16 protein-coding genes and 1 other annotated feature are annotated in these 17,896 nt (G+C 61.6%); of the genes, 3 read left to right on the top strand and 13 right to left on the bottom strand.

Annotated elements, in window-relative coordinates; genetic code table 11:
- Positions 1-15 precede the first annotated feature (15 nt).
- From OCV80_RS15295 to OCV80_RS15280, 4 genes are all read right to left on the bottom strand, one after another.
- Complete coding sequence (locus OCV80_RS15295; protein ID WP_119310798.1) at positions 16-1,446, bottom strand: MATE family efflux transporter; 1,431 nt, start codon at positions 1,444-1,446, stop codon at positions 16-18.
- Positions 1,447-1,634: 188 nt separating this feature from the next.
- Positions 1,635-2,435 carry a MetQ/NlpA family ABC transporter substrate-binding protein gene (locus tag OCV80_RS15290; RefSeq protein ID WP_119310799.1) on the bottom strand — a complete coding sequence of 267 codons (801 nt, stop codon included), beginning with the start codon at positions 2,433-2,435 and terminating at the stop codon, positions 1,635-1,637.
- Positions 2,436-2,522: 87 nt separating this feature from the next.
- The gene (locus OCV80_RS15285; RefSeq protein WP_136891639.1) at positions 2,523-3,266 is read right to left on the bottom strand and encodes a methionine ABC transporter permease; all 744 of its coding nucleotides are present in this window, start codon (positions 3,264-3,266) and stop codon (positions 2,523-2,525) included.
- The gene (locus OCV80_RS15280; RefSeq protein WP_136891816.1) at positions 3,259-4,263 is read right to left on the bottom strand and encodes a methionine ABC transporter ATP-binding protein; all 1,005 of its coding nucleotides are present in this window, start codon (positions 4,261-4,263) and stop codon (positions 3,259-3,261) included. The genes OCV80_RS15285 and OCV80_RS15280 overlap by 8 nt, the downstream gene beginning before the upstream one ends.
- A 63-nt stretch (positions 4,264-4,326) precedes the next feature.
- Positions 4,327-4,570 (bottom strand) — a binding site (T-box leader).
- Positions 4,571-4,808: 238 nt separating this feature from the next.
- Between OCV80_RS15280 and OCV80_RS15275 the strand changes: the two genes are divergently transcribed.
- Positions 4,809-5,660, top strand: a complete 852-nt coding sequence (locus tag OCV80_RS15275; RefSeq protein WP_036629893.1) for a DUF368 domain-containing protein — start codon at positions 4,809-4,811, stop codon at positions 5,658-5,660.
- A 49-nt stretch (positions 5,661-5,709) separates the two neighbouring features.
- On the opposite strand, the gene OCV80_RS15270 is transcribed toward OCV80_RS15275, so the two are convergent.
- The 3 genes from OCV80_RS15270 to OCV80_RS15260 are packed head-to-tail and all read right to left on the bottom strand — an operon-like array spanning position 5,710 to position 8,197.
- Positions 5,710-6,636, bottom strand: coding sequence for an EamA family transporter (locus OCV80_RS15270; protein WP_119310800.1), 927 nt, complete (start codon positions 6,634-6,636; stop codon positions 5,710-5,712).
- 36 nt (positions 6,637-6,672) lie between these two features.
- Entirely contained in the window at positions 6,673-7,965 is a 1,293-nt protein-coding gene (locus OCV80_RS15265; RefSeq protein ID WP_036629891.1) for a methionine gamma-lyase family protein, read from the bottom strand.
- The gene (locus tag OCV80_RS15260) at positions 7,943-8,197 is read right to left on the bottom strand and encodes an AbrB/MazE/SpoVT family DNA-binding domain-containing protein (RefSeq protein ID WP_249390717.1); all 255 of its coding nucleotides are present in this window, start codon (positions 8,195-8,197) and stop codon (positions 7,943-7,945) included. The genes OCV80_RS15265 and OCV80_RS15260 overlap by 23 nt, the downstream gene beginning before the upstream one ends.
- Before the next feature lie 157 nt (positions 8,198-8,354).
- On the opposite strand from OCV80_RS15260, the gene OCV80_RS15255 reads away from it, so the two are divergent.
- On the top strand, positions 8,355-9,005 hold the full coding sequence (locus tag OCV80_RS15255; protein ID WP_119310801.1) for a CatA-like O-acetyltransferase: 651 nt from the start codon (positions 8,355-8,357) through the stop codon (positions 9,003-9,005).
- 85 nt (positions 9,006-9,090) lie between these two features.
- A complete protein-coding gene (locus tag OCV80_RS15250) occupies positions 9,091-9,738 on the top strand; it encodes a CatB-related O-acetyltransferase (protein ID WP_267288539.1) in 648 nt (215 codons plus the stop codon).
- 61 nt (positions 9,739-9,799) lie between these two features.
- On the opposite strand, the gene OCV80_RS15245 is transcribed toward OCV80_RS15250, so the two are convergent.
- The 6 genes from OCV80_RS15245 to OCV80_RS15220 all read right to left on the bottom strand — a co-directional run bounded on the left by OCV80_RS15245 (position 9,800) and on the right by OCV80_RS15220 (position 17,779).
- Positions 9,800-10,687, bottom strand: a complete 888-nt coding sequence (locus OCV80_RS15245) for a C40 family peptidase (protein WP_136891640.1) — start codon at positions 10,685-10,687, stop codon at positions 9,800-9,802.
- Positions 10,688-10,741: 54 nt separating this feature from the next.
- Complete coding sequence (locus OCV80_RS15240) at positions 10,742-11,047, bottom strand: hypothetical protein (RefSeq protein WP_021747623.1); 306 nt, start codon at positions 11,045-11,047, stop codon at positions 10,742-10,744.
- 197 nt (positions 11,048-11,244) lie between these two features.
- A complete protein-coding gene (locus OCV80_RS15235; protein WP_021747624.1) occupies positions 11,245-11,490 on the bottom strand; it encodes an IreB family regulatory phosphoprotein in 246 nt (81 codons plus the stop codon).
- Positions 11,491-11,832: 342 nt separating this feature from the next.
- Entirely contained in the window at positions 11,833-14,553 is a 2,721-nt protein-coding gene (gene pheT / locus OCV80_RS15230) for a phenylalanine--tRNA ligase subunit beta (protein WP_119310803.1), read from the bottom strand.
- 216 nt (positions 14,554-14,769) lie between these two features.
- The gene (pheS, locus tag OCV80_RS15225) at positions 14,770-15,795 is read right to left on the bottom strand and encodes a phenylalanine--tRNA ligase subunit alpha (protein WP_021747627.1); all 1,026 of its coding nucleotides are present in this window, start codon (positions 15,793-15,795) and stop codon (positions 14,770-14,772) included.
- 460 nt (positions 15,796-16,255) lie between these two features.
- Positions 16,256-17,779: a hypothetical protein gene (locus OCV80_RS15220; RefSeq protein WP_119310804.1), complete on the bottom strand. Its 1,524-nt coding sequence runs from the start codon at positions 17,777-17,779 to the stop codon at positions 16,256-16,258.
- Positions 17,780-17,896 lie beyond the last annotated feature (117 nt).

The following is a 17,896-nucleotide window of genomic DNA, read 5'->3' as shown; positions in this document are numbered from 1 at the left end:
CCCGCCGCTTTTTTCTTATTCGGAAACGGTCTCCTCTTCCAAAGTGGGGGGGACTTCCACCGGCGCGGGCGCGCCCTCCGGCAGCAGCTGGCGCTTGACCTTTTTCATGGCCCACAGGAAACAGATCACGTGGACGCCGAAGGTAATAGCCCAGCTGATGGGATAGGACCAGTAGATCGTCTGGATGGTGTGGAACTGGGGCAGCTGAAAAATGGTGGCGATCCACAGCAGCCGCAGGCCGCAGGCGCCCACCAGGGACACCAGCATGGGCATGATGGAGTAGCCGATGCCGCGCAGGCCGCCCACCATCACGTCCATCATGCCGCAGAGGGCATAGGTGGTGCAGACGATGCCCATCCGCACCAATCCGGCCTCAATGACCGGGGGACTGGTGGTGTAGATGGACAGCAGTACCCGACCTGCCAGCGTGGCGGCGTTGCCCAGCACCAGCCCCACCACCAGCACGCAGCCCTGGGCGCGGATCATGATCTTGCGGATGCGGTGGTAGTTACCGGCGCCGTAGTTCTGGCTGGTGAAGGAAATGGTGGCCTGATACATGGCGTTCATAGACACGTATACGAACTGCTCAATGTTGGCCGCAGCGGAGTTGCCAGCCATGATGACCTCACCGAAGGTATTGACGGAGGACTGGATCACCACGTTGGACAGGGAGAAGAGAATCCCCTGGAATCCGGCGGGCAGGCCGATGCGGAGGATCTGCCGCATGGCCTGGGGGTGGAGCCGCATCTTCTTGAGATCCAGGTGCAGCGGGCCGGTATCCTTCACCATGCAGCGGAGCACCAGGGAGGCGGAGATGCACTGGGAGATCACGGTGGCGATGGCCACACCTGCCACGTCCAGCTTGCAGACGATGACGAAGAAGAGATTCAGCACGATGTTGACGACTCCCGCCAGGGAGAGGAAGTACAGCGGCCGCTGGGTATCGCCCTCCGCCCGCAGCAGGGCGGCGCCGAAGTTGTAGACCATGGTGGCCGTCATGCCCAGGAAGTAGATCCGCAGATACAGCGTGGCCAGATCCAACACGTTCTCCGGGGTCTGCATCCAGATCAGAATGGTCCGGGCACCGAAGACGCCCACCACTGTCAACACCAGGCCGCTGATGATGCTCAGTAGGATGGAGGTGTGGACTACCCGGTGGAGCGCGTCTCTGTCTCGGGCGCCGTAGTATTTGGCCGCCAGGGTATTGGCACCCACGGCCAGACCTACAAACAGGTTGGTCAGCAGGCCGATCAGCGCGGTGTTGGACCCCACTGCCGCCAGGGAGTTGTCCCCGGCCCAGCGGCCCACCACCACGATATCCGCCGCGTTGAACAGTAGCTGCAGTACGCTGGAGCACATTAGCGGGATGGAGAACCGCAGCATCTTGGAGAGAATAGGGCCGTTGCACATATCGATCTCATAATGAGTCTGCTGCTTGCCTGCCATGTCAGAAAACCTCGTATATGTCCCAGAATTTGCGCTGTATGACGCAAGCCATATTCTAGCACGGAGCGTCTGGAAATGCTACTGGTTTCCACGAAAAATTTTACACGATTTTAACATTGGAAATTCTCAAAAAGCTGTGCCGGAGAGACAAAGCCTCTCCGGCACAGCTGAATTGAAAGGAAATGATCTTAGAAGGCAGGTACTACGGCGCCGTCGAAGGTCTCGGTGATGTAGTCCCGGATGGTGTCGGAGTGGAGAGCATCCACCAGGGCCTGAATAGCCTCGTTGTTCTCATTGCCCTCCTTCACCACCAGTACGTTGACATAGGGGGAGTCGCTGGACTCGATGGCCAGAGCGTCTGTGGTGGGGTTCAGGCCGGCGCCCAGGGCGTAGTTGGAGTTGATGACGGCCAGATCCACGTCCGCAAGCACGCTGGGGATGGTGGCGGCCTCCAGCTCCTGGAACTCCAGATTCTTGGGATTGTCCACAATGTTGTTGGGAGTGGCGGTCAGGTTGGAGCTGTCGTCCAGGGTAATCAGGCCCTGGGCCTCCAGCAGCAGGAGGGCGCGGCCCTCATTGGTGGCATCGTTGGGAACGGCAATGACGGCGCCGTCGGGCAGATCCTCCAGGGAGGAGACCCGGCCCGCATAGATGCCCATGGGCTCGATGTGGACGCCGGCCACGCTCACCAGATGGGTGCCGCGGGTCTCGTTGAACTCCTCCAGATAGGGCAGGTGCTGGAAGTAGTTGGCGTCCTCGTCGCCGTCCTCCACGGCGGTGTTGGGCACCACGTAGTCGCTGTACTCGTTGACCACCAGCTCGATGCCCTGCTCCGCCAGGATGGGCACGCACTGGTTCAGAATCTCGGCGTGGGGGGTGGGAGAGGCGGCCACCGTCAGGGTGACGGTCTCAGCGGCATCGCTGCCGCAGGCGGCCAGGGACAGGCACAGGGTCAGGCCCAGCAGCAGGGCCAGCAGCTTCTTTTTCATGTTTCGTTCCTCCAATAAAATATCGTTTATGATGTATTTCAAACGCTTGCCGGATTTTCAAGAGACAAACGATGAAAACGCCGGGGGTCACTTGGTATGGGCAAAGCGGGGCAGGAGATCGAGGGGGCCGGATTTTTTGGCGCCGGACGGCTGGTCCAGCCGCTTATCGATGCGCCGGGACAGCCAGTTGAAAATCAGCTGGACCACCTGCACCAGGATAATCAGGAACACCACCGTCACCCACATAACGGAGGTGATGCCCCGCTGATGGCCGTACCGGACGGCGATGTCGCCCAGGCCGCCGGCGCCCACGGTGCCAGCGATGGCGGTATAGGCCAGAATCGTCACCAGGGAGATGGCGCCCCCCAGGATCAAAGAGGGCTTCGCCTCCGGCAGGTACACCTTCCAGACGATCTGGAGGGTGGAGGCGCCCATGGACTGGGCGGCCTCGACCACACCGGCGTCTACCTCGTTCAGGGAGGTCTCCACCATCCGGGCGATGAAGGGGGCGGCGGACACCACCAGAGGTACGATGGCGCCTTTGACGCCGATGGTGGTGCCCACCACCATCCGGGTGAAGGGCATAATGGCCACCATCAGAATGATGAAGGGGACGGACCGGCCGATGTTGACGATCCAGTCCAGCACCCGGTAGACGCCCCGGTGGGGCCGGATGCCGTGGGGCTGGGTCAGGATCAGGGCCACCCCCAGAGGGAGGCCGATCAGATAGGCGAATGCGGTGGAGATCACCACCATTACCAGGGTATCCCAGACACCATCTGTCAACACATTACCGTATTCGGCCCAGAAGGCTGCAATAGACTCAAACATGGTATTCCACCTCCTCCGCAGAGACATTGGGCTGCGCCCGGATATAGCTGAGGGCTTTGGCGGCCTCATTGGGGTTGTCCGGCAGCCCAAGCAGCATGGTGCCGAAGGCCCTGCCCTCGATGTTGCGGGTGTCGGCACCCAGAATATTGACCTTCACCCCCAGGTCGATGGCGAGAGACGCGATCAGGGGCTGATACGCCGTACCGCCGTTGAAGGCCACGCGGACGGCGTGAGTACCTGCCGGATACTGTTCCAGGCTGACGCCACCGGGGTACACCAGCCGCCGGGCCGCATCCGTATGGGGATTGGAGAAGATGTCCTCCACCTTGCCCTGTTCAGCCACCACACCGCCGTCCAGGATCGCCACCCGGGAGCAGATCTCTTCGATGACGCTCATCTGGTGGGTGATGACCACCACGGTGACCCCAAGCTTCTCGTTCAGGTCCTTCAGCAAGGCCAGGATGGAGGCGGTGGTGGTGGGATCCAAGGCGGAGGTGGCTTCGTCACACAGCAGGACCTTGGGGTCCGTGGCCAGGGCCCTGGCGATGGCCACCCGCTGCTTCTGTCCGCCGGAGAGCTGGGAGGGATAGGCATCCGCTTTCTCCCGCAGGCCCACCAGGTCCAGCAGCTCCAGGGCCCGCTTTCTGGCCTGGGCAGCGGGGGTACCGCTGAGCTCCATGGGGAAGCAGACGTTTTTCAGCACCGTCCGCTGCATTAGCAGGTTGAAGCTTTGGAAGATCATAGTGACGTTCCGACGGGCCAGCCGCAGCTCTTTTTCGCTAAGGGCCGTCATATCCTTCCCGTCCACGATCACGGTGCCGGAGGTGGGACGCTCCAGCAGGTTCATGCACCGCACCAGGGTGCTCTTGCCGGCGCCGGAGAGACCGATAATTCCGAAGATCTCCCCCTTCTGGATGTCCAGGCTGATGTCCTCCAGGGCATGGACGGCGTTTTCACCCGTTCCAAAGGTCTTGTACAGGTGCTGAATTTGAATGATAGACACGGGATAACGCTCCTTTCCGGTGAATTCTGGCAATAAAAAAGTCCTTGAGACAAAAGTCTCAAGGACGACGGAATTCGCCGTGGTACCACCTTGATTCGCACGCTTCCTCACGAAAGCGGCCTTGGGGAGTGCAAACACACTCCTGCGCTGTGACGTGCGCCCACGTCGTGACCTATGCCGGGACGGCGGTCGGCCACGCAACTCCGAGACCATGTTCTCCAAGCCCTTCCAGACCTCTTCTCACCACACGAGGCTCTCTGCGCTGTATCTGCCTGGGTACTCTTCTCTTCATCGTCTTTTGCTATCAGGTTATTCAATAACTGTCTCATAGTTTATCTGATAACACCGGAAAAGTCAACAGGGCAACCTGCATAGAAATCCAGGCAAAAGACATGTGGTTCTGTGAGTTTCCACAAAGCGGCGTCGGGCGCTGTCGAAACCGGGAATTTTTTCAAGAGAAGAGGCAGTATCGGATTGCAACTGCTGGGCAAAACTGCTATCATAAAATCCACAAGACCCAGGAGGATGGAGGAACGGCGTTGAGGCGGAAGCGGGATCGGAATTTTGGCATACGCTGGCTGCGGGACCTGCTGTGCGGCGTCCTGATCGGGGCCGGCGCCATCCTGCCGGGGGTTTCCGGCGGGGTGCTGGCGGTGGTGTTCGACATCTACCGTCCCTTTATGGAGGTGCTGACCCATCCCCGGGAGGCCATCCCCAAATACTGGCGGTGGTTTCTGCCCATCGGGCTGGGGTGCGCCATCGGCTTTCTGGGCTTTGCCAAGGGCATCGCCGCGGCCATCGACGTGTCCAGCACCGTCACTACCTGGCTGTTCATCGGCCTGATCGTGGGCACGGTCCCATCTCTCTTCCGGGAGGCGGGGAAGGAGGGACGCAGCATCGGCTCTTGGGTCAGCATGGCGGTGTGCGCCGGCGCCATCTTCTTCAGCCTGTTTTACGTAGGAAAAGTGATTTGCGTCACCGTGGAACCCAATTTCTGGTGGTACAACTTCTGCGGCGCCCTTTGGGGCATGAGTCTGGTGATTCCAGGGCTGACCTCCTCCTCGGTAATGATGGCCCTGGGGCTGTACCAGCCCATGCTGGAAGGGCTGGCCCGGCTGGACTTCCTGGTGCTCTCCGCCTGCCTGCCGGGGATGGTGCTGACAATCCTGCTGCTGGCAAGGCTGGTGAGCTGGTTCTTCCGGAAGCACTACTCCATCGCTTTCCACGGGATCTTCGGCATCGTGCTGGCCTCCACATTGGTTATCATCCCCACCAGTTATGTGGGCGCGTGGGAGATTGTGCTGTCGGCGGTCTGCTGCATCGGCGGCTTTTTGCTGGCCTACTTCATGGCCCGGCTGGACCGGCGGATCCAGGAGAACGGCAGGGCCTGAAACATGAAAAAAGTCCCCTCTGTGTTCCGGCACAGGGGGGACTTTTTCATTACAGATCGAACACGCCCATGATGGCAATGCCCGCCACGATCAGCGCGATCATGGCGTAGTGCTTCCAGGAGAGCTTCTCCTTCAGGAAGATCCGGCTCCACAGCACGGAGGCCGCGCAGTAGGAGGCGATGATGGGCGCGGACATGGCCAGATGCTCCGTGTCCGCGATGGCGTAGATGTAGGCGAACTGTCCGGCGGTCTCGCAGACGGCGCCCAGATACTTGGGGGCCTCCATCTTCGGCACCAGCCGGTCCCGCTTGATGAGCACCACATAGACGAAGCACACCACGGCGGCCAGCAGGAACGTCAGCTCATAGGCCACGTTGGCGCTGGCCTCGTAGTCCTCCACGGTGCGGCTGATGATCTCCAGCACCCGGCTGTCGGCAAAGGTGCCGGCAGCGTCCAGCACGCAGTAAGCCGCAGGCATGGCCAGGGCCATGAAGCTCTTGGTGTACTTGTAGTTGCTTGCCTTCTGCCGCTCGATGCGCAGTTCGTCATCCTCCCGGGCCTCCACCACACCCAGGCCCACGGCGCCCACACACACCAGCGCCACGGCGAACAGGGCCAGGGGGGAGTATCCGGCGATGCCGTCAAAGAGGATAGCCAGCACAGCTACCAGGGCGCCGGAGGAGTTGCAGATAGGGGAGGAGATGGACAGCTCAATGTACCGCAGGCCCACATAGCCCATGGCCATAGAGAGAATGTACAGGATCGAGACGGGCAGGTATGTCAGGATGATGTCCAGATTGATGACCGTACCGCCCACAAAGACCTCGTAGGCCGCGTGAAGGCCCATGACAACGCCCACGGCCATCACCATTTTCAGGTGGCTGTACTTGTCCCGGGCATCGCGGCAGCCGATTTTGGAAAAGAGGTCGGAGCCGCTCCAGCAGAGCAGCGCGATCAGAGAGAGCCAAAACCACATATTACGTTTTTCTCCTAAATCACTGTATTCAAAGCGTTATTTACTTTCCGGCAGAGTTACCAGACCCGCCTCCACCAGCTTCTGCAGGGACATGAGGATTCCCAACTTGGCGTGGTACCAGGTGAGGCCGCCCTGGAAGTAGACGGCGTAAGGGGGGCGGATGGGCCCGTCGGCGGAGAGCTCGATGGAACTGCCCTGGACAAAAGCGCCGGCGGCCATGATGACGTCGGAGTCATAGCCCGGCATGGCCCAGGGCTCCGGGGTCACGTAGCTGTCTACCGGGGCGGCGGCCTGGATCCCCTTGCAGAAGGCCACCATGGCCTCGGCACTGCCCAGGGTCACCGCCTGGATGATGTCATGGCGGCTCTCCGTGGCGTTGGGGACGCAGGCGAAGCCCAGTTCCTCATAGATGTTGGCGGCAAAGACAGCGCCCTTCAAAGCGCCGGACACCACCGTGGGGGACAGGAACAGCCCCTGGTAGAGGGCGGGCATCAGACCCAGGTTGGCACCCACCTCTTGGCCCAGTCCCGGGGCGGAGAGCCGGTAGGCACACCGGTCCACACACTCCTTGGTGCCGCAGATGTAGCCGCCGATGGGGGCAAGTCCTCCGCCGGGGTTCTTGATGAGGCTGCCCACCACCATGTCGGCCCCCAGATCCGAGGGCTCGATGGTCTCCACGAACTCGCCGTAGCAGTTGTCCACCATGATTTTCACGTCCGGCTTGATCCCCTTGCAGAAGGCGATCAGTTCCCCGATCTGCCGGACCGAGAAGGAGGGGCGGGTGGCGTACCCCTTAGACCGCTGGATGGTGATGAGCTTGGTGCGGCCGTTGATCTTCTCCCGGATGGCGTCGTAGTCGAAGGTTCCGTCGGGCTTCAGGTCCGCCTGGGCATAGGTGACGCCATACTCCTTCAGGGAGCATTTGCTCTCCCGGATGCCGATGACCTCCTCCAGGGTGTCATAGGGGGCTCCCACCGGGGACAGCAACTCGTCCCCCGGCAGCAGGTTGGCGGAGAGGGCCACTGCCAGGGCATGGGTGCCGCAGGTGATCTGGGGACGGACCAGAGCCGCCTCCGTGTGGAACACATCGGCGTACACTCGCTCCAGGTTGTCCCGGCCGTCATCGTTGTAGCCGTAGCCGGTGGTGGCGGCAAAGTGGGTGGCGTTTACCCGGTTTTTCTGCATGGCGGCCAGGACCTTGCCTTGGTTGTACTCTGCCGTCTGATCAATGACGTCGAACCGGGGCCGCAAGTCCCGGAGCACCGCCTCGCCGTATTCATAGACCGCCCGGCTGACGCCGAGCTGTTCATACATGGTCACAATTTCCATGGTCTTCCTCCGTTGTTCCCAAAATTTCATCTGCCAGGTCGCTGAGGACCTGGGGCTTTGTCACCACCAGGCCGCTGACCTCATTGCCCAAAATCAGCAGGGTGTCTCCGGGAGAGATGCCAAAGAACCGGCGGGCCTCCTGCGGGATGACGATCTGTCCCCGGTCGCCCACTTTGGCAGTGCCAAAGACCCGGTTTTTGGACATGCCCAGCATGTGTTTGCCTCCAGGCATGGAGCTACCTCCTTGAAATCATACTTTTCACACAAGTGTGAATCATAGCACAACCGGAAGAACTTGGCAAGAGGAAATTTTTCAAAACGGAAAATGGTGCAAAATGCTTTGGAGTGTGTTATCATACCTCCAAAGATCAAAATGAGGAGGAGCACCTATGAATTGGCGGACGGTGGACATGTCCCGGGAGTCCCGGCGGGACCAATTTGCGTATTTTCAGACCCTGTCCAACCCCTATGTGGGGGTGACGGTGCAGGTGGATGTGACGGAGCTGGCAGTCTGGTGCCGGGAGAGTGGAACGAGCTTCTTTCTGGCGGTGCTGTACGCTGCGGTCCGAGCGGCCAACGGCGTGCCGGAGCTGCGGCGGCGCATCCGGGGCGATCAGGTGGTGGAGTACGACCGCTGCCCCTCCTCCCATACGGTGGCTCTGCCGGACGGGACTTACTGCTACTGCAGCCTGGAGGTGGACCGGCCCTTCCGGGAGTTCCTGCCCTACGCGGCGGCGGAGCAGGAGCGGGTGAAGGCGGCGCCCACCCTGGAGGACGGAGAGGACGGGGAGAGCCTGTTCTTTGTCTCCTGTGTCCCGTGGCTGTCCTACACGGCCCTGACCCAGCCAACCCCAACGCCGGCGGACAGCAATCCCCGCATCACCTGGGGCCGCTGGCACCGACAGGGGGGCCGGACTCTGCTGCCTATGACGCTGCTGGCCAACCATGCTTTGGTGGACGGCATCCACATCGCCCGGTTCTATGAGAATCTGGATCGGGAGCTGGCCGCCCTCTGCGGCGGGGAGAAAACAGAGTACTGAATCAGGAAAGGAGAGAGCGGCAGGTGAGGCGCTGCATTGTGGTGGCCGGGATCGCATGAATCAAATTTGAAAGGAGAATTTCCTCATGCAGATTCCGGCGAATACCATCTATCCCCGCACAGGCGACCGGGAGACCATCTATCTGAATGCAGTGGTGTCAGACCCCAATATTTCTGTGGGGGATTACACGATCTACAACGATTTCCTCCGGGACCCCACGGAATTCGCGCGCAACAATGTGCTCTATCACTACCCCATCAACGGCGACCGGCTGGTGATCGGAAAATTCTGCTCCATCGCCTGCGGCGCGAAATTCCTGTTCACCAGCGCCAACCACACGCTGAAGTCCCTGTCCACCTATCCCTTTCCCATCTTCTACGAGGCGTGGGACACGTCTGTCTCGGAGATCACGGAGACCTGGGACAACCGGGGGGACATTGTCATCGGCAGCGATGTCTGGATCGGCTATGAGGCCGTCATCCTCTCCGGCGTGCGGATCGGTGACGGCGCCATCGTGGCCGCCCGGGCGGTGGTGGCTGGGGACGTGGAGCCCTACACCATCGTAGGCGGCGTACCGGCGAAGCCCATCCGGAAGCGGTTCACACCGGAGACCATCCACCGTCTGGAGCGGCTCCGGTGGTGGGACTGGCCACGGGAGAAGCTCCAGCTGCTGCTGCCCCTGCTCCGCCGGGGTGACCTCACGGCACTGGAGCGGGCCGCGGAGAAATTCTAATCCACACAAAAACCGGGCGGCACACAACTGTGCCGCCCGGTTGGATATTTACTCTTAAAACTTACACCTGGATACCGCCCACAAAATAGGTATTGTAGTACCCGCTGGTCAGGCTGCTGACGATGACACCGCCGCTGCGGGAAGAGGAGGAGTGGATGAACTGCCCATCTCCCGTGTAGATACCGGCATGGGAACATGCCTTGCCGGCGTTGCGGCTGGGATCGTTGAAGAACACCAGATCGCCGGGCTGCAGCTCGGAGATAGAGTATACCCGGGTGCCCAGGCCACTCTGCCACTGGCTGGTGGCGGAGTGGGGCAGGGAGTAGCCGTGCTGGCTGTACACGTACATGGTGAAGCCGGAGCAGTCAAAGCCGCGGGGAGAGGCGCCGCCGTACACATAACCCGTGCCCAGGTACTGCTTGGCGGTGGCCGCGATGTCGCTGTTGGAGGAGGAAGACTCCGTCAGGTCCAGGAAGTCGCTGCGGATGTAACCCTCGGTGCCGTACTCACAGGTGACGTCGTACCAGCCGTCCACCAAGCCGTTGACCGTGACGATGGCGTCCTCCTCAATGGTGGCCAGCACAGAGCTGTCGGTAGAGGCGTCGGAGCGGACGTTCACGCCGTCGGAATTGACGCGGCCGTATGTAGTGAAGACATTGTCCTGATCTACGTTCAGGTAGTCAGCAGACACATAGCCGGTGCTGCCGTTGTAGGCGATCTTGTACCAGCCGTCCACGGAGTCATCCAAGATCGCCACCGCCACACTCTTGTCCAGCGTGGTGACCACGGAGGCGGAGGTAGAGGGCTCGGCCCGCAGCCGCAGGGAAGAACCTGTGGTGCAGCCGGCGCCGGTGGCGATGTCCGCTGCCAGGGCGGTGGCCGCCAGCAGCATTGCGGTGAGAACGGAGAGGAACAGGACCTTGCCTGCTCTGCCTGCGAAGTGCGTCATAGGTGTACGTTCCTTTCGTCAGTCTTTTGTAGCGCGGGGAAAAGGTCCTGTTTCTTACAGCTTGCCAGCAAGAGCACGATCCAGCCAGACGGTGGCGATGTCCATCGCCGCGTAGAGGCTGTCCTTCTCGCTCTTCTTGACCACACGGTCCCGGGACTTCAGCTCCGGGTCCGTCAGCTGCAGCTGGATGGAGACCTTGGTGGCCACCTCCATGTCCTGCTCCTTCTTGGTGTTGAGGATCTGCATCATGATGATATATTTCTCAGCCATCGTGCCGTAGTAGATCAGATTGTCCACCCGGCGAAGGGGATGGCCCTTGTATGTCAAACCTTCTGCCTTCTTGGACTTGCTCTCTGCCATGGAAACACTCCTTCAAAAGTTGTAACCGAATTGTAACAGATTTTATCCGCTTTGTCAACGTTTGGTCACAAGAAATTACAGCCAATTCCTGGGAAGAGACCTGCCTTCGGCCCCTGGACGCAAAAAATCCCGCAGGGAAGGTCGCCGCGCCATTCGCACGGATGCCCTCTCTGCGGGGGAATGCAGAAGGAAAACGGTTACTGCCCCAAATATCTGCGGACCAGCACCTGCAGCAGCTCGTCCCGGTCGATCTTGCGGATCAGGGTCCGGGCATTGTTGTGATTGGTGATGTAGGTGGGGTCCTCGGAGAGAATATAACCCACGATCTGGTTGATGGGGTTATAGCCCTTTTCCTCCAATGCCCGATAGACGGTCGAGAGAATCTGATGGATCTCTGCGTCCTTCTCCGTGGCAATATTGAATTTCCTGGTAAAATCGTCCATACAGACACCACCTTTCCCGAAGGGAGCACCACTTCATAATACAAAACTAGTATACTCGTTTTTTGAAAAACTGTAAAGCGTTTTCCGCATGAAATTTGAAAAAATACGCCCCGTAATCGCTGGGAGGGCGCTGGACCGAAAGAACAGGGGGGTCCAGTGCAGCAGAACGGCCTTCGGCCCGCCTCACAGCGCCTCCGGGAGCGGCGTCTGCATCGGCGCTGCTGGGGGATTGGATTTGAGCCGGGCGGAACGCATCCGCCCGGCTCAAGGTTTCTGTCTGCGCAATAGCACCTGGACGCGACGGCACACAAGCCCGCTGTGCAGTCCGCAGGCGGCCGCATATTACCGCAGGACGGCGTTCAGCTCTGCCTTCAGCGTCTCCAGGATGCTCTTCACATCCTCATCGGCCTCCTGAGCGGTGAGGCTGCGGTCGTCGGAGCGGAGCGTCAGGTTGAAGGCCACGCTCTTCTTGCCCTCCGGGATGCCGGAGCCGGTGTAGATGTCGAACAGGGACACATCCTTCAGCAGCCCCTTGGCGCCCCGGCGGATGCAGTCCTCCAGCGCTCCCACGGTGACGGCCCTGTCGCACACCACGGCGATGTCCCGGGTGACGGCGGGGAACTTGGGCAGGGGGACATATTCCGGGTCGGCCCCCTTGGCATTCTCCAGCTCGTCCATGGCCAGCTCTGCGCAGTAGAATTCCGCGTCTACGCCATAGTTCTTGGCCACCAGGGGATGGATCTGGCCGAACCAGCCCAGGCAGTCGCTGCCGCTCCACACCTCGGCAAAGCGGCCGGGGTGGTAGGAGAGCTCCTCCGGCAGGCCGCTGCCGATGCGGAAGGTCACATCCTTCACCCGCAGTTCCTGGAGGATCGCCTCAATGGCGCCCTTCATAGCGTAGAAGTCCATGTCGCCGCCGTAGGCGCCCAGGGTCAGTGTCTTGGACTCGATGGCCAAGCCGTCCTCGCCGCCGGGCAGGTACGTCCGGCCCACCTCATAGAGCTTCACGTCCTGATTGCGGTAGTTGTAGTTCCGGGTCAGGATCTCCAGCATGGAGGGCAGGGTGGTGGTCCGCATGATGGAGGTATCCTCCCCCAGGGGGTTCAGGATCTTGAAGGAGTTCCGCCGCTGGTAATCTTCCGGCCAGCGGATCTTGTCGTACTGGGTCGGGGAGATGAAGGAGTATGTGATGATCTCATCGTACCCGAAGGCCCGGCACACGCTGGACACCCGGCGCTCCAGGATCTCGGCGGCGCCATAGCCGCCCAGGGTGGTCTGGCCCCGCATCAGGGTGGTGGGGATGTTGTTGTAGCCGTAGAACCGGGCCACTTCCTCCGCCAGATCGGCGATGCCCTCCACGTCGCCCCGCCAGGAGGGGATGGTCACGTCGGCAGGGCCGCCGGGGCAGCTGTCGTCCGCTGTGCGGATGTCCACCCGGGCCAGATACCGGTACTGCTCCGCTGCGGGGATGTCGGTGCCCAGCAGCGCGTTCACCCGCTCCGGGTCCATGCGGATGGTGTGGGGCTGGGGCACGTAGTTGAGGATGTCGATGACGCCGTCCACTACCTCTCCGGCGCCCAGCAGCTCCACCAGCTCGCAGGCCCGCTGGACGGCGGGCAGGGTATTCAGGGGATCCAGACCCTTCTCGAACTTGGCGGAGGCCTCGGTCCGCATCCCCAGGGACAGAGCGCCCTTGCGGATGCAGGTGCCGTCGAAGCAGGCGGACTCGAACACCACGTCGGTGGTGTCCGCCACGATCTCGGAGTTCAATCCGCCCATGATGCCCGCCAGGCCCACGGCCCGGTGCTCGTCGGCGATGACCAGGTGGTTGGCGGTGAGCTTGCGCACGTTGCCGTCCAGGGTGGTCAGTTCCTCGCCCTCCTCGGCCCGGCGGACGATGATGTGGCCGCCCTTCACATAGCGGTAGTCAAAGGCGTGCATGGGCTGGCCGTACTCCAGCATCACATAGTTGGTGATGTCCACGATGTTGTTGATGGGACGGACGCCCATGCTCCGCAGCCGCTCCCGCATCCACTTGGGGGAGGGGGCGATCTTCACGTTCCGCACCATCCGGGCGGTGTACCGGGGCACCAGATCCGCGGCAGGGGTCTCGATGTCCAGCAGGTCCGTCAGCACGCCGTCGGCGCCGCCCTGTACCTCCGGTTCGTGGAGAGTCAGGGGCTGCTGGTAGGTGGCGGCCACCTCCCGGGCCAGACCGATGACGCTGAGGCAGTCGGGGCGGTTGGGGGTGATCTCGAACTCCACCACATGGTCATCCGCGCCGATAATGGGCTTGATGTCATCGCCGTTCTGGATCCCTTCCTCGTGGAGGACGAAGATGCCGTCGGGGATGCAGTGGGGGAACTCCTTCTGGTCGGCGTGGAGATCCTCCAGGGTGCAGATGGCGCCTGTCTTGGTGTTGTAGGCCACCAGGTCCCCCTCGTGGAGGTTGGGGCAGATGGTGTCCGGCACAGCGGTGGAGCCGCCCAGGTCCAGACAGGTGTGGAAGGTGTAGTCCGGCTGGCTGGCGCACTCCAGGATCTTGGCGCACACCACCGGCCCGAACACCTTGTCACCGGGCTGGATGTCGGCGGGGATGGAGGGCTTGTCCTTGTCCAGGGGGTGGTAGTCGTTCAGGATGGCGGCGGGGACGATAGCGGCGTAGGGGAAGTCCCGCTCATCCAGACCCAGCTCATAGAGGCCGCACATCATGCCGTTGGACTCCACGCCCCGCAGCTTGCCCTTCTCGATCTTCTTGCCGCCGGGGAGGGTGGAGTGGTCCAGGGCCACGGGTACCATATCGCCGGGGTGGATGTTCCAGGCGCCGGTGACAATCTGGATGGGCGCGCTCTGGCCCACATCCAGCTGGCAGATCCACATGTGGTCGGAATCCGGGTGGCGCTCCATGGTGAGGATGGTGCCCACCACGATATTGGAGATCTCGGCTCCCCGGTCCTCGGTGGTCTCCACCTTGGAGCCGGAGAGGGTCATGGCCTCGGCAAAGTCTTTATCGTTGGCGTCGACGTGCACAAACTCGTCCAGCCACTTTCTGCTCAGTAACATATCTTCTATAACTCCTTTATATCGGAATGCGGGAGTGCCCCGCAAAAGCCTCGCAGAGTTTCACGCCGCCGGCGTGAAAAAATATCCAGTCATTTTCGGAAGGACACGTGCCTGCCGAAAATTCCCTGACTCAGCCGCCTTGGGCGGCGTTCACCAGTGACCGATGTCACTGGTGAGGGGGAATCTAAAGGGGGGACGGGATCCCCTCTTTAAGAACTAGAACTGTTCCAGGAATCGCACGTCGTTCTCAAAGATCAGCCGCAGGTCGGCGATCTTGAACCGCCGCATGGCGGTGCGCTCCAGGCCGATGCCGAAGGCCCAGCCGGAGTATACCTCCGGGTCGATGCCGGACATCTTCAGCACCTTGGGGTGGATCATGCCGGCGCCCAGCAGCTCGATCCAGCCCTCGCCCTTACAGGTGGGGCAGCCCACGCCGCCGCACTTGTGGCACTGGACATCCATCTCGCAGGAGGGTTCCGTGAAGGGGAAGTGATGGGGGCGGAACCGGGTTTTGGTGCCCTTGCCGTACAGCATCTCCACCACCGTGTTCAGGGTGCCCTTCAGATCCGCCATGGTGACGCCCTTGTCGATGACCATGCCCTCCACCTGATGGAACATGGGGGAGTGGGTGGCGTCCACCTCATCTTTCCGGTACACCCGGCCGGGGGCGATGATGCGGATGGGCAGCTCCATGGTCTCCATGGCCCGGACCTGCATGGGGCTGGTCTGGGAGCGGAGCATCACCCGGCTGTCCTCGTCAAAGTAGAAGGTGTCGCTCCAGTCCCGGGAGGGGTGGCCCTCGCCGGCGTTCAGCTTGTCGAAGTTATAGGTGGCCAGCTCCACCTCCGGGCCGTCCAGGACCGTGAAGCCCATGGAGATGAAGATCTCCTTGATCTCATCCAGCGCGGTGTACATGGGGTGCTTGTGGCCCAGCTTGTGGGCCTTGCCGGGGACGGTGATGTCCAGCGCCTCGGCCTCCAGCCGCTCCTCCAGGGCCTTTTCCGCCAGGACGGCGGACTGCTGCTCGATGGCGGACTCCACATCTGCCCGGACGGCGTTGGCCAGCTGGCCCATGACGGGCCGCTCCTCGGCGGAGAGCTTGCCCATCTGCTTCAGAACGGCGGTCAGTTCTCCCTTTTTGCCCAGGTACTGGACCCGGAGGGCCTCCAGCTCTCCGGTGTTCCCGGCGGCGCCGATGGCTGCCAGCGCGCCGGCGCGAATGGCTTCCAGTTGTTCCTTCATACGTCAGACTCCTTTTTTGAGTTAGGAGCGTGGAGATCGGAGATAGGAACTGGGGCGGCCGCTGTGCGGCTCTATTGGGATCATCCGGCTTTGCCGGATACCAAAACTCCTATCTTCTATCTCATATCTCCTATCTTTGTGATAACAAAAAACGCCTCTCGTCCCATCCCTGGGACGAAAGGCGAATCCTTCCGCGGTACCACCCGGATTCGCGCCAAAAGCGGCGCGCACTCGTGGCCCCGGTAACGGAGGGCGGACCGGCCGTGTCTCCACGGCGGCTCCCGGGCGAACCAAACCGGGCGTCCGCAGTCTGGCTTGCAGCCGGTGGCCAGACCTCTCTCGGCGGCGTATCACGGTTATTTTCCCGTTCATCGCTGATAACAATTAACACTTATAGCACAGAAACGGGACAAATGCAAGCCCCGATTCGCCGAAATTCAGCGGATCGGGGCGGAAATTTTCAGCTCAAGAGCCGGCCGTCCACCAGGTCCTCCACCTGGATGGCGGACACCTCGCCGTCCGTGATGAAAAAGGAGATGTGCTTGCAGTAGGACAGGCCGCCGGGCTCGTGGATCAGGGCGTAGTCGGCGCCGAACTGGTCCTCGCCCACCGCCTCCATCTGCACCGCACCGGTGTAGACGGCTTTTACATCGTCCTCCGAGTCCCCCACCTGGATGCCTCCCAGGGTCCGCGGCCCCGGCACCGTGGTGGTCATGCGGTAGATATTGTCGGTTCCATCCGCATCCAGATACGCCACATCCACGCCTCCAAAGGAAAACGTGAAGAGCGATTCCCCGTTGTCCCCCGTCCCGGCGGACTGGGGCGTCTCCGGGAGACCCTCATAGTCCCAGGGGTATCCGCCCTCTTTGCGCCCCAGGGAGAGGAACTGCCCCTCCGTCACCAGACAGAAGGAGGCGGTGGCGTTTTCCGTTGCCCGCTCGATGGCCTGGGGCCGGGCCTCCTTCAGGGCGTCCAGCAGGGCCTGCTGGGCGTCGTTTTCCGGCTGGTAGGTGTCCAGGATCTCTGTCAGCCGGTCCTGCTCCTCCTGACCATACCAGGCGTAGGTGTCGTTCACCGGGGCGGCCACCACAATGTCGGCGTGCTCCCAGGGGCTGTCCGGGAAGACGGACAACGCATCGAACCAGGTGTCCGGGTCCTCCAGGAACCGCCTGGTTAAATAGTCGGTGGCACCTTCGGAATAAGCTCCGTCCGCGTGGAGCAGCCAGCAGGCCAGCTTCAGGTCGGACCAGGTGTCGAGGTTACCGGCGTCATCACGCATGAAGGTATCAATATCATAGGTGAACTGGAACACCGTCTCCGCCTCCAGGTCCAGCCCGTCGGAGGGAACAAAGGAAGTGAATTTCCAGCCGTCCGCCGTGTGTTCCAGATCCAGCACCGCCTGGGAGTAGCCGACGGTGGTACTGGGTTTCTCAAAGGCCCAGCTGTCGGCGTAGAAGGTGACCGTCACCGTCCAGTGGTCCGCATCCACCTGCTCCGCCGCCACGGTCTTGTCCAGCAGGTACAGGTTGCTCCCTCGGCCCCCGTCGGTGGCGTAGAGAACGCCGTCGAAGTCCTTGTAGTGATCCGGGGACAGGGCGAAGAGGTTGTCCACAATCTCCGGGGAGAAGTAGGACTCCGCCGTCTCCCGCAGGTCTGCCAGGGACGTGATCGTGACCGGCTGCGGCTGCCAGGGAAGCGCACTGTCCGTGAGCTCTGCCACGGTAGAAACGGGCAGGGAGAGATTCTCCGCATCCACCCGGTAGTAGGTCAGGTCTCCCTCTGTGCGGGCGTCCTCCATGTCCAGGGGCAGGGTGGTCAGATCAAACCAGTCGTATACCGCCGACGCGGCGGTATACATATTGATAACGTCCTGTTCCGTCAGAGCGGTCTCCGGGGCCTCATCGGGCGAAACCGGAGATTCCCGCCCGCCGCAGCCGGCGAGCAGCGTGATGGTCAGGAGAAGAAGCGCCCCAAAACGCCTCATGGGCAGCGCCTCCTTTCGTTCCTTTTTGAAGCATCATATCACATTCCACCGGAAAATTCATGACGATCTGGTTACAAATGATTGCAATCCGGAGCGGGAATTCCTATAATAGGCACC

Origin of the sequence: Oscillibacter acetigenes, from assembly GCF_025567605.1 — a bacterium.
In the GTDB taxonomy this organism is placed as follows: domain Bacteria; phylum Bacillota; class Clostridia; order Oscillospirales; family Oscillospiraceae; genus Oscillibacter; species Oscillibacter welbionis.
Note: the sequence above shows the minus strand (reverse complement) of the source record. Positions and strands in the feature narration are given on the sequence as shown.